Source organism: Bradyrhizobium elkanii WSM2783 (assembly GCF_000472865.1).
Taxonomy (GTDB): Bacteria; Pseudomonadota; Alphaproteobacteria; order Rhizobiales; family Xanthobacteraceae; genus Bradyrhizobium; species Bradyrhizobium elkanii_A.
In genome coordinates this window covers 1-10,152 of record NZ_AXAP01000149.1, presented here as the reverse complement: position 1 = coordinate 10,152, position 10,152 = coordinate 1, and the positions used below count along the sequence as shown (strand labels likewise).

Annotated in this window: 15 protein-coding genes; 10 read left to right on the top strand and 5 right to left on the bottom strand. The window is 62.5% G+C overall.

Translation table 11 applies throughout. The annotated features are described in order from the left end of the window. The first annotated feature begins 4 nt into the window (after positions 1 to 4). Together YY7_RS0148015 and YY7_RS55840 are read left to right on the top strand one after the other, a co-directional pair. Positions 5 to 922: an NADP-dependent oxidoreductase gene (locus tag YY7_RS0148015; protein WP_028169201.1), complete on the top strand. Its 918-nt coding sequence runs from the start codon at positions 5 to 7 to the stop codon at positions 920 to 922. Between the two features lie 89 nt (positions 923 to 1,011). Next, entirely contained in the window at positions 1,012 to 1,506 is a 495-nt protein-coding gene (locus YY7_RS55840; RefSeq protein WP_051397355.1) for a class I SAM-dependent methyltransferase, read from the top strand. Positions 1,507 to 1,786: 280 nt separating this feature from the next. Here YY7_RS55840 and YY7_RS0148000 read toward each other — a convergent pair whose 3' ends face one another. After that, positions 1,787 to 2,140, bottom strand: a complete 354-nt coding sequence (locus YY7_RS0148000; RefSeq protein ID WP_028169200.1) for a hypothetical protein — start codon at positions 2,138 to 2,140, stop codon at positions 1,787 to 1,789. A gap of 278 nt (positions 2,141 to 2,418) precedes the next feature. Here YY7_RS0148000 and YY7_RS64685 point away from each other — a divergent pair, with 278 nt between their 5' ends. From YY7_RS64685 to YY7_RS61550, 3 genes are all read left to right on the top strand, one after another. After that, complete coding sequence (locus YY7_RS64685; RefSeq protein WP_283807059.1) at positions 2,419 to 2,550, top strand: hypothetical protein; 132 nt, start codon at positions 2,419 to 2,421, stop codon at positions 2,548 to 2,550. 69 nt (positions 2,551 to 2,619) lie between these two features. Then, positions 2,620 to 3,018: a ProQ/FINO family protein gene (locus YY7_RS55835; RefSeq protein ID WP_051397354.1), complete on the top strand. Its 399-nt coding sequence runs from the start codon at positions 2,620 to 2,622 to the stop codon at positions 3,016 to 3,018. Between the two features lie 455 nt (positions 3,019 to 3,473). Further along, positions 3,474 to 3,737 carry a hypothetical protein gene (locus YY7_RS61550; RefSeq protein ID WP_155255659.1) on the top strand — a complete coding sequence of 88 codons (264 nt, stop codon included), beginning with the start codon at positions 3,474 to 3,476 and terminating at the stop codon, positions 3,735 to 3,737. Between the two features lie 12 nt (positions 3,738 to 3,749). On the opposite strand, the gene YY7_RS55830 is transcribed toward YY7_RS61550, so the two are convergent. Next, positions 3,750 to 4,070 carry a hypothetical protein gene (locus YY7_RS55830; protein WP_051397353.1) on the bottom strand — a complete coding sequence of 107 codons (321 nt, stop codon included), beginning with the start codon at positions 4,068 to 4,070 and terminating at the stop codon, positions 3,750 to 3,752. A 485-nt stretch (positions 4,071 to 4,555) separates the two neighbouring features. On the opposite strand from YY7_RS55830, the gene YY7_RS0147970 reads away from it, so the two are divergent. Then, on the top strand, positions 4,556 to 4,789 hold the full coding sequence (locus YY7_RS0147970; RefSeq protein WP_035693044.1) for a hypothetical protein: 234 nt from the start codon (positions 4,556 to 4,558) through the stop codon (positions 4,787 to 4,789). Positions 4,790 to 4,923: 134 nt separating this feature from the next. Here YY7_RS0147970 and YY7_RS59775 read toward each other — a convergent pair whose 3' ends face one another. Next, entirely contained in the window at positions 4,924 to 5,172 is a 249-nt protein-coding gene (locus tag YY7_RS59775; RefSeq protein ID WP_028169197.1) for a DUF3551 domain-containing protein, read from the bottom strand. A 693-nt stretch (positions 5,173 to 5,865) separates the two neighbouring features. Between YY7_RS59775 and YY7_RS0147955 the strand changes: the two genes are divergently transcribed. From YY7_RS0147955 to YY7_RS0147940, 3 genes are all read left to right on the top strand, one after another. After that, entirely contained in the window at positions 5,866 to 6,279 is a 414-nt protein-coding gene (locus tag YY7_RS0147955; RefSeq protein ID WP_028169196.1) for a cupin domain-containing protein, read from the top strand. A 270-nt stretch (positions 6,280 to 6,549) separates the two neighbouring features. Then, a complete protein-coding gene (locus YY7_RS0147945) occupies positions 6,550 to 7,002 on the top strand; it encodes a hypothetical protein (protein WP_028169195.1) in 453 nt (150 codons plus the stop codon). 128 nt (positions 7,003 to 7,130) lie between these two features. Then, a complete protein-coding gene (locus tag YY7_RS0147940; protein ID WP_028169194.1) occupies positions 7,131 to 7,325 on the top strand; it encodes a hypothetical protein in 195 nt (64 codons plus the stop codon). Between the two features lie 3 nt (positions 7,326 to 7,328). Here the strand turns inward: YY7_RS0147940 and YY7_RS0147935 are convergent, their stop codons facing one another. Both YY7_RS0147935 and tcmP read right to left on the bottom strand, forming a co-directional pair. Next, positions 7,329 to 8,081, bottom strand: coding sequence for a DUF5131 family protein (locus YY7_RS0147935; protein WP_028169193.1), 753 nt, complete (start codon positions 8,079 to 8,081; stop codon positions 7,329 to 7,331). Beyond that, positions 8,081 to 8,920 (bottom strand): three-Cys-motif partner protein TcmP, encoded by an 840-nt coding sequence (tcmP, locus tag YY7_RS55825; RefSeq protein WP_035693042.1) that lies wholly within the window; start codon positions 8,918 to 8,920, stop codon positions 8,081 to 8,083. The genes YY7_RS0147935 and tcmP overlap by 1 nt, the downstream gene beginning before the upstream one ends. 379 nt (positions 8,921 to 9,299) lie before the next feature. Here tcmP and YY7_RS61545 point away from each other — a divergent pair, with 379 nt between their 5' ends. After that, positions 9,300 to 9,512, top strand: a complete 213-nt coding sequence (locus YY7_RS61545; RefSeq protein WP_155255658.1) for a hypothetical protein — start codon at positions 9,300 to 9,302, stop codon at positions 9,510 to 9,512. The last annotated feature ends 640 nt before the right edge of the window (positions 9,513 to 10,152 follow it).

The window sequence follows — 10,152 nt, the reverse complement described above, 5'->3', positions numbered from 1 at the left end:
TCAGATGAAGGCGATCGTCGTAACGGACCAGGCTGCGGGAACGGCCGGGATGAAGCTGGTGGAGCGGCCTGAGCCGCAGGCAGCGATTAACGACGTCGTCGTTCAGGTTCATGCGTCGGGATTCACCTGGGATGAGCTGACGTGGCCCTCGACCTGGACCGATCGCCTCGGCCGTGACCGGGCGCCGGTGATTCCCGGGCAAGAGCTGGCCGGAGTGGTCACCGCCCTTGGCTACGGCACGAGGGGCCTGTCGGTGGGACAGCGGGTGTTTGGCCTCACGGACTCGTATCGCGGCGGCACGCTGGCGGAGTATGTGGCAGTCGAGGCACGCAACCTTGCGCCGCTGCCGGGCGATGTCGACTTCACAGTGGGCGCGAGTGTGGCGATGCCGGGCCTGACCGCGTGGCAGGGACTGTTCGCGCACGGTCGCCTTCAGGCGGGGCAGAGCGTCCTCGTGCACGGCGCGGCCGGCGCCGTCGGTTCGATGGTGACCCAGCTCGCACGTGAGGCCGGCGCCTACATCATCGGCACCGGACGCGCCGCCCACCGTCAGACGGCGCTCGACTTCGGCGCGCAGGAGTTCGTCGCTCTCGAGAACGACGCCCTGGAAGACGTCGGCCCAGTCGATCTGGTTTTCGATCTCTTCGGCGGCGACATCGCGAAGCGGTCCGCAGGCCTGGTTCGAGCCGGAGGAACGCTGGTGACCATCGCCGGCCCGACCGAGGCACGGCCCGCCGACGGCCTGACGATCGACTTTGTTCTCGTGTCGGATCGCGCCCAACTGGGTGAGATCGTCCAGCGGGTGCGGGACGGACGGCTGCGGACGAACATCGGCAACGTCGCGACCCTCGACGATGCTGTCGCCGCTTTCAATCCGACCAAACGGATCAGCGGGAAAACGATCATCCGCGTTCGTCCGTGAGGACTCGGGGACGGCGAGCGGTTCTGCGCTCCTCGTGGATCATCGTCGCCTTTTGGATCGTGGCGTAGCAACACAGGGAGACTGGTTTGATGCAGCATTATGTCTTGGGGCATTCGAACCGGGAACTTCGCAGGCTGATGCTGCAGGCGGACAACCTCCGCCCGATCACGACGCGCCTCCTGCGCGAGATCGGGCTCGCACGAGGCATGCGCGTCGTCGACCTCGGTTGTGGAGCGGGCGACGTGGCAATGCTCGCGGCGGAAATGGTCGGACCGACCGGGGCCGTCGTCGGGATCGGCCGCAGCGCTGTCGCGATCGCCACGGCCCGCGAGCGCGCCCGCGCCGCTGGTCGCGCCAATATCGAATTCGTGGAAGGCAATGCCTCCGAAATGACCGGCGCCGGAAACTGCGATCTGGTTGTCGGTCGCTATGTCTTGGTCCAAAAGAGCGACCCGGTCGCACTGATCCGCGCAGCGGCCACTCACCTCCGGCCAAGCGGCGCAGTTGCCTTCCATGAGGTGTTCCTCCTCGGAACATGGTGGTTCTGCCGCTTTCCAATGAAAACAATGCGTTATGTTGTCTAAAGGCAATTACGAGCGCGTTGAATGATTTAGCGTTTTCCCCGCGTTGGCTAACGAACTGAAGCACGAAGGCAGGCAACCTTCGGGGCGAGATGGCCATGGTCATCGAGCGGTCGCTGCGCGAGACGCTGACCGGGACGGCGGATGACAAGCCGGAGGCGGCACAACTCGCGGCGTGATTGTCGAAATTCGACAAGTTGTCGGATTTGCAGCCCGGTCAGCACATCGCTGGCCGGGTTTTTCTGCCGAACTCATTCGGGCCAGCGCGAGAGGAAGCCCCCCGTCAATCGGTCAGGTTGAGCGTTTTATCGGCACAGACGTTGATGCCGGGCGCGTCCATCGACTCGCCGTCGTCGAACGTCCCGCGCAGATCAAAGCGGCAATCGCTGGCCTGCGGCAGTTTAGCCGACGCTTGCTTGCCGGATTTCACCGGGCCAACCACTTTCTTCCAGTCTGTAGAGCCGGACTCGGCCGCCTCCAACTGGACTAGATCCGCTTTGCGCAAGTTCGTCACCGTCACAGTGACGGTGACTGCCGGCTTCGCCTTGTGCTTGCTCGGTGCGGCCTGTGCGGTAAGGCCGAACAGAGTCGCTCCCGCGAGCGCCGCAGCAAGTGTCCGAGTGATCATCAGGTTCACTCCCTAGCTCAGGTTCACCCCTAGCATCACCACGACGCGCGACTCTTACGCCCACTGCGCTAACGATCTGTTAAAACGAATCGGGTCCGGCCTGACGATTTCGCCGCCTGCTCGTGGCCATCGGGTTGGTGTCGGGAGCGGATTTTGTGTTGGTCGATCAACGCACCGCGCGCGAAAGCCGCTGATGCGCCTTTGCCTCGTCCGGTCTGGTAGCGGCGGCTCCGAAATATCGCATGGGCGGGAGGGCCAATCGATCCTCGCTCTGCTACGATCACCGCATGACGAGCTATCCGCAGAAAATCACCTTCGGCGAGCTGCGCGCGGCCGGCGTTCGCGACGTGCTGATCTATTGCCGCGACCACCGATGCAGCCATCACGTCGAGATCAGCGGCGACCGCTTGGGCGGATGACCTGCGGCTCTCTGCACATACAAATTAAAAAAAGTCGTGATAAATCTCGCATCACCTCTGGAGGGCTGGATGACGATCGCGAAGGAAGACTTGCAAGCCGCGCTGGCGTATCTCGCCGAACGCTTCCCGCAAACTTTCGTGCTGGAGCGGCACCAGCCGCATCGGCCGTTGAAGGTCGGGATCGCCGACGATCTCGTGGCGCGCTGCCCGGAGCTTGACCGGAGCAAGCTCGGTATAGTGCTGGGCACCTACGCCCGGCGCGTGATGTATCGGAAGGGTATGGTCGCGGGCGCGGCCCGGATCGATCTCGACGGCAATGCGTGCGGCGAGGCATCCGGCGGCGCCGGAGCCTCCGGCCGCAACGCCTCCAGCCGCAAGGACGCTGAAGGACAAGCCCGTGCTGCGCCTGCCAGCGTTCCGTTAAAAGTGCGGATGAATTTCCCGGTCGCTGACGTGCTGGTCTATTGAATTGAGAGCACCGCAATCGCCGCCATGATCGTCGAGGCAATGCCTGCCATGACCACGAGCGCGGTGAACAGACGGTCCCGCATGACGCTAGCCTCTCTTCCGACGATAAGTTAGTCGCCCCGGCGCGACCGTGGGGGATCGGCACCGGGGCGCGCGCTCCCTCTCACCCACCGGGGCTGGTAAGGGCTGGGGTTCGATCAGCGAGAGGTCGCAAACACAGAAAAGCACAACCGTCGCGCGGATGTCAGTGCAGTTTGTGCCGTAGCCAACGCAAATTTGGCGTCCCTTCGGTTACATAGTGCACTGACGTGCGGCGTAGAGTATGCCTGTCTCGGCGAGCGATCTCTCGCGCTGATCACCGGGGCCTCCCAAGGGTCAGCTGAGAGGCAGCGACGCCCCGGCGCAGATCCGGTGATTCCTCGGCGCCGGGGCGGTCAAACCCCCGCGAGGACGAATTGAGCAGCACGCGGCTGACATTGATTCACGAAATTCTTGCCGAGCACGGGCCGATGACAGCAGAAGCCATGGTCCGGGAAATGCTGAAACTCGGCCATGACGTGTCCGTTCACGAAACGCTGCGCGGCAAAGTCTCTTCGCTTCTCATAAGTCTGTTGCGGCTGGAAAAAGCCGGCATCCTCGCGCGTGAAGGCAAAGGCCATTCGGCGCTGCGGCGGATCAAGACATCACAAACGCAACCGCCGTACTCGCAAGCGTCATGATGATCCGACTTGCTATAGTCGCATGGGCAGTGCCAGCTGGATCGCGGGCGGCTCGCCATAGCGGCCGATGAACGACGCCAATTGTTCTGGATTCTCGGCGCAGCGCTGGCTCAGCTCGGTGGTAATCTCTCCGAGGTCAAGCAGCACCGCCTCGCCGTCGAGCACGAACGCGGATGCGTGATGCCGCAAGGCCGCCTCAACGATCAGCGGGAATCGGTCGCTCCGGTCGTGGCCGTCGCGAGTGAACAGCCGCACGCGCTTATCCTCGCGCTGAACGATCAAACGGTAGCTGTCGTGCTTGATCTCGTGGATCCACTCCGGCCGGTCAGGCACCTTGGTGCCGCGCGTCGGGATGCAGGGTTCAAGTTATTTGAGCATTGCAGACAGATAGTCGTGGAAAACGTTAAATGCGAATCTCTCGCGCTGGGAAATGCCGAATCACGGTACATCATTTGAGAATGAGCAATGATGCCCAGCTGATCGTCCATTTCTCCTGTCCGCGCTGCGTTACGGTCTATGCGGCGTGCCAGCAACAGCAGCCGGGCCAGCACCCCGCGACTTTCACTGCCGTAAGTGCGGTACTCAGGTCCATTCGTGGGCCGGGCTCTACAACTACGTGAGTTGGAAACCTGTCTCTCGAAGGATACTCAGAAAAATCGGTACCCGGTAGCGACGTAGCTCCGCAGCTGGGTTGGTTCGGGCAAACAGGGCCTGTGAATAGTCGGCAACTGTCGCCGATTTGCGATTGTAAATCGGATCAAATCGCAGAATAAACATTCAGTTCTCGTGGCACAGTCGCAAGTTTTGTTGGCGCTCAAATGCTTGCATCAATGCCCTCGCTTGGCGACGTGCTGAAATGTAAAATCGAAGGCGACAACGAAGACATTTTCATCACCACTTCGCCGGACACAAATCAAAACGACGGTCAGTACGCCCGGATCGGCACCTCGCCGCACGAGGAGGTGCTGCTGCCATGCCCCTGCAGACATATCGGGACGAAAATCACTCCAGACACGTCGATTTCGTCGGCCAAAACTGGTCAATTGACCTAGTCACCATAGCAGCCTCCGGCGTCCTGGTGGTGGGCTTCGCCTGTGCCGTCGTAACCCTGTGGGTCCACTAGCCGAGCCGGACGAGCATCGTGGGGCCGCGGCTGTCATTGAGCTTGTCTGCTCCAAAATAAGCTTTAGTAGACGCGGCGCCGCCGATAATCCGCGGGCACTTGCCCGCTCGCAAAATATGGATTGATAACGCACACTGCTGCGCGGCCCGATGCCGATGCGTTGCACTGAGGCAACGACGTGTAGCGGCATTCGTAATAGTGGCCGTGCGCACGCAGGCAAACCGGATAAGCCGGATCGTACGTCTGGGCCTGAGCCGGCGCCGTTGTCAAAACCGTCGTGATCGCCAAAATCGCCAAGGCCAGAATGCGCATCAGAACCTCCTTGGGGACTATTTGCGCCCTCGCCCCAGGGGAGCCTCCAACCGGAGGCGAAGGGGAGGATGCAAGAGCGCGGGTGGGATGGCGAGCGCCATGATCCTTCGTATCGGCCCGTGACCCCCTTTAGATGCCCGACGTTTCCCTACGTTCAATTGAGCCGCTGATCGCGATCATCTTAGATAGCGTATGCGGTAGCGAACCCCCCAGCATCACTTCGCTATCGCTGTCCGCCTTGAGCGTCCCCGAGGCGGGGGCCGCCTGTGGCAACGCGGGCGGCCTTTCTTTTTGTGTGCACCCCATCGGTTTCTCGGGTCCTTTGGGCTGACAGAAAAGTGCGGGGTCCGCGCGACCGTGCGCTTCAAGTATATTTTCAATCCATCATATCGCGCTAAATTATTGTACCATTTCGCACACAAAGGCGGTGCGCGATGTGGCCCAATGCCGTCGTCCGACATGTCGAAAGTCCGACTTCCGTCCGACCGTGAGCGGTTCCGGTTTTTGCGCAACCGGACATTCGGCCGGACCCCACAAGGGCCTCGAGTGCACGCGAGTCCGATGCGGAAGGCGAACGGCCATCATAACGCGCGGTTATTGACTTCATCGCGTGGTGTCATTTCCCATTCGCCGCGCGGAATTCCATGCTTACGCGGTACCGGGCTCATCCGGCGCACAATCAGGAGGCTACAAATGTCAGTCCAGAAGCCGGTTCTAACGCCGCCCCACGGTGGCGAGAAGGTGACCACGAGCGGAGGCTCGAGCATCGAAATTAAAGTGGAGAGCAGCCAGTCCGGAGGCGATTATGGCGCGGTCCTGTGGACGGTGCGAGCTGGGGAGGAGCCTCCGATGCACACTCACTCGCGCGAGGACGAGCTAGTCTACGTGGTTGAGGGGCAGCTAATCGCGCGGGTCGGCGATTCCCGCGTTGAGGTGGGGGCAGGCTCGTACGCGGCTCTTCCCCGTGGTGTGCCGCATACGATCGAAGTGGTCGGCGCCCAAGCCACCCTGCTGGCCACCTACGTGCCGGGTGGGCTGGAGCGTTTGTTGGTGCCCCGGAAAGGCGAGAAGCCCGATCCGGCCGCTTTCGGCATAACGTTCCCCTAGGGCCGAGGACCACGGCGCGGGGCGTTCGTGACCGTGCGCCGGCGCGGGCGCTCGGGACCGCGCCAGATGATCGATTGCACGCGCCAGCCAGGTGCGAGTATGGAAGCAATGGGCATCTGAAGGGAGCACGCGACCGACACGAAGGTTTATGGCGGTGCGCGATGTGGCGAATGTCGCGGAAAGAGACTGCGATCTTCGTCGCGGCGGTCGTCGTCATGGTCGCACTGGCGGTGCTGATTGGCCTGTAGCCAAGGATCGAGAGAGGTGACGATGACAGATCGATCAGACAGCCCGGCCTATTTGGCGCTGCCACAGAGTGCGCGCGGGGTGCTCGCTGCGATCGAGCAGGCGATCGGCGGCGGCGACAGCGCGAGCGTGTCCTACCTCTCCTTCATGCTGGATCACCGCATCACGCATACGGTGGTGTCGTCAGCGTTGCCGATGCTCGTCAATCTTGGCCTGATCGAGATCGAGACGGGCCCGCGCGGCAGCAACGTGTTCAGGTTCAGTAACCGCTGGCGCACCATTGATGAGGTCGAGGCCAAGCGGCTGGCGGCAGTGGCGCGTGAGGTGAAGCCGCATCGAACCTTCGGCAAGCCGCCGGGCGCACCGAAGCCGGTGAAGCCATCACCGCCGCCGAAGCCCATGACGGTCGAGCGACCGCGAGTCATGCAGCGCCGGGTGCCGTCGCTGCCGACGAGGCAGTGGCAGGACGACGGCTGATCGGCGAGGCTACTTGCTCCGTTGCTTGAGCGCCGCAGCCGGTTTTCTCTCCGTTGTGTCCGGCACGCTATCCACCGCAATCCCTAGCGGCTTGCCCCACCCGATCCGCCCGGCGCATCCTCTCTCGCATGGGCACCAAATCACGCGAGACCATCTACGGCGCGTCGATCCGGGCATCGGCAGAGCGGGCGGCCGAAGCACGCAAGCAAGCCGACCGGCTCGCCTGCGAGGCGTGGAACAAGCGCAGCCATCTGGTCGCGCTGCGACCGAAAAAGATCAGCGCCAGCGATCCGCCGTCGAGCTGGTGGCCGGGCGAGCGATAGTTATCAGGACATCGCGGCGGCGCGCGGCATCTCATCGAACGTGCGACCGCGATAATGCCTGCCGGTGCTCTTCTTGCGAACGCCGCCCCACTGCTTGAAGAAGAACGCCGTCCTCGCCTTGCGACATGCGGCCTCGATTTCCGCGACCCACTGCTCGGCCATCGGACGCGAGCGCGGGCCGCTCTCGCCGCCGACGATTGCCCACTGGATGCCCGCCAGATCAGCGCGAGCCACCGACCCGAGCAAGGGCTCGAACGAAACGAACCTGACGGCAGCATCGACCTTGCGCAGATCGTCAATGCGCCCGAGATAGTTGGCGCTTTCGACGCTTGTGCCGAGCCATACGTTCGGCAGCACCGGCAGCGTCGCAGTGATGACAGCCATCCGATCCGGTCGCTTCGTCAGGATTTGATAGGTGTGCTGCGGTGTTGCCTTCATCGTGTCCCAGACAGCGGCGACGAAGGTCGCCGGAACGACGTCATGGAAGAGGTCGGACATCGAGTTCACAAAAATCCGGCGCGGCTTCTTCCAGCTCGCCGGTATGCCGAGCGCAGCGTGATCAAGTCTGACCTTGCCGGTCCAGACCGCGCGCTTGCCGCTCTTGCGGGTCAGCCCGCGATACTTCGGCATGCCCATCGCATCCAGCCGTGCCGCCATGCGCATCGCGTAACAGTTCGTGCAGCCGGGAGAGAGCACCGTGCAGCCAGCGACGGGGTTCCAGGTCGCATCGCTCCACTCAATCGAGGTGTCAGCCATCACAGTCCCTCTAAAAGCGACCCTTGGCCGCCCAAGTTTTGCACGTCATTCCAAAGTTTGTGCCCGAGCGGATTTGAACTCACGAACACCAGCCAGTAGAGGCGCTGGTTCTTCTCGCCGACGATCAGCGGTATGCCTGTCGCGGGATGCGTGCCGAGCGAGCAGATAGACTGGAGCCAGCAGTCAATAAACGCCGCCCGCAGCGCAATGGTTGCTTGGTTGACATCAACCGCATCACGCCATCCGGGCGCAAAAATGTCGAGCGCCCCGCCGACGCGGGAATGCCTATCAAGGTTGCGCTGCAAGTCCTGCAGGCTGACGTGGATGATCATGTCCATCCGCTTCACCCGCAACATCCGCTCGATGATCGAGAACGGCAGTTGCGCGAGATTGAAGGGATCAAGGAATGCGAGGTGAAGGCCGTACGGATTGATCGCGCTCATCACCTGATCGACAACGGCACTTGCCTCGCCGACGTAGCTTGTCGCCGATCCGCCCAACGCCGTGATGCGCTGAGCCAGCGCGGATGAGTTCTGCGCCTCCAGATCGGAAAGGTGCATCTGCGAAAAGGGATGACCGCTATCGCGTCCGGCCTTGAACGCCACGAGGGCGCTGCCCTCGATGATCTGATTTGTGTCACTGATGAGTGACCGGCCTGCGCCCGAATACAGCTCGATGTAGGTCGCGCCGCCGTTTCCTTTCGGAGGCAAGAACTTCGCGCGAGCACCGCGCGCCGCTTGAATGTACCTCTTTACGCGGTCGTGCTTTTCGACCGCCCACGGGCCGACCTCGCCGACGATCAGCCCGTCGTCGGGATCGAATTTGACTTTTTTTGCCATGCAGCAGTTCCCCCGCTGGAAGCACTACCACACCGCCAAAGGTTGAGGGTTAACGCCAAGGCACTTTCTCGCAGCGTCCGCCGCCCTATCCTCCGGCGCCATGGTCCAGCGGCGGCGTCCATCCGGCTTTATCGAACCCTGTCAGCCGTCGAAGGTCGCCCGGCCGCCCTCCGGCCCGCTCTGGGTTCATGAAATCAAGCACGACGGCTACCGGCTCATGGTCGCCCGCCAGGGCCCCCCGGGGGCGGGCTGCTGTTCACCCGGCGCGGGTCGCCCATTGCCGCCAGGCAAAAAAAGCTTCTTCGAATTGTGATCTCGATCACAAAACAGGGAGCGGTTTGCTCGTAATCTCCGCCAATCTCGAAAAGGAGCGACGACAATGCTCGGCCCAATGTGGATCCGTAAAACGCGCGCGCTCGTCATCGCAACTTTCACGCTGGCCGGCGCGGCTGTTCTGTTGATAGCGATGGCTGCCCCCCAGCCCACGTCGGTTGCAGCGCTCGGTAGTGAATGGCAATGCACCAAGACGGTGTTTGTTTTGACGACGTGTCGTCCTGCCGAACCCATGCGCGTATCAGGTGTGACGCAATAGGGCGACACCTGTGCGACCGTTGTTTGTGGCCACACACGCACAGGCGGGGCAACGGACTGGATTAAGGTGAAGAACCCGAACGCGCCCGCGATGACGCGGGTTGAGGATGGGTAGTGGTGAACCGCTAATAAAGCGGCGATTGCCCAAGACCCTGCTACCTCCGATTGACCGACTTGCGAGCACGTGCAACATCGGCGAGTTTCAGCGGGCGGGAACAGTCGATCATGGGCAGGTTGCGCAGCGCGGAGACATGTCCGCAGTTTGGGGTAGACCGGAAGTCTCGGGCTGCGGCGAAACCGGCGCGATTGGTGGAGTCGAGATGTGGCGCGGTGGCTTTAGGCTACACATATCTGTTCCCGCCCCTTTCGTCTGGCGGTGCCTTAGTGGTGTAGCCGTGACTCCGTTTCCACATCCCGCTCGTCGAACCGGACAGGCAGATCTCCCGCATCCGGCTCTCGGACAAGACCTCACGCCTTCGCCCACGGCCGGTCGCGGCCAAGCGCGGTTAGACGTACGAGCCCAAAGTGCCCGTAAAGGTGCGAGAGTGGATAGGTCCCGCCCTTGCATCGCCTGACCTTGTGCTTGATGCGCAACCACCGGCGCAACCGCACAGCGGTGTAGTTGTCGATCGCCCGATACG